At 79.2% G+C, this 577-nt stretch carries 1 protein-coding gene; it reads left to right on the top strand.

What is annotated here, in order from left to right:
- Window positions 1-475 (top strand): CDP-alcohol phosphatidyltransferase family protein (locus tag STRAU_RS31835; protein WP_037663275.1); only part of this gene is annotated, 475 nt, incomplete at its 5' end.
- Window positions 476-577 lie beyond the last annotated feature (102 nt).

The raw sequence follows: 577 nt of genomic DNA, 5'->3' as shown, positions 1-577 counted from the left end.
GCTCGCGTGGCTGCCGGGACCGCTGCCCGCGCCCCTGACGGCGCTCACGGTGGCGGTGCTGCTCGCCGCGCGCCTGGCGTTCGCGAACCTCGACGGCGCCCTGGCCCGCGACACCGGCCGTACGACGCGACGCGGCGCCCTCCTCAACGAACTGGGCGACAGGGCGGCCGACTTGGTGATGCTCGCCGGGTTCCTGCCCCTGGCCCCGCTGTGGCTGGTGGCGACGGCGGCCCTCGCGGCCACGCTCCCGTCCTGGGTCTCCCTGGCGGGTGCGGCGGCGGGCGCGGGACGCCTCAACGGCGGTCCGGTGGGCAAGACGGAACGCTGCGCCCTGGTGATCGTGGCGGCGGCCACCGGCTGGTGGACACCGGTGCTCGTGGCGATCGCGGCGGGCTCGGCGCTGACGGCGGTGACGCGGTGCGCGCGGCTGTGGCGGGAGCTGGGCGCCGAGCAGCGGGAGCTGGGGGTCCGATGAGTGTCGCGATGCTCGCGGGCGAGGCGGCCGCGCGGGCCGTGCCCGTCGTGGCCGGGGTGCTCGGCGCCGGCGGGGTGGCCGTGGCCGCGCTGCCCGCGCGGG

Source organism: Streptomyces aurantiacus JA 4570, assembly GCF_000414115.1.
Lineage (GTDB): Bacteria > Actinomycetota > Actinomycetes > Streptomycetales > Streptomycetaceae > Streptomyces > Streptomyces aurantiacus_A.
Note: the sequence above shows the minus strand (reverse complement) of the source record. Positions and strands in the feature narration are given on the sequence as shown.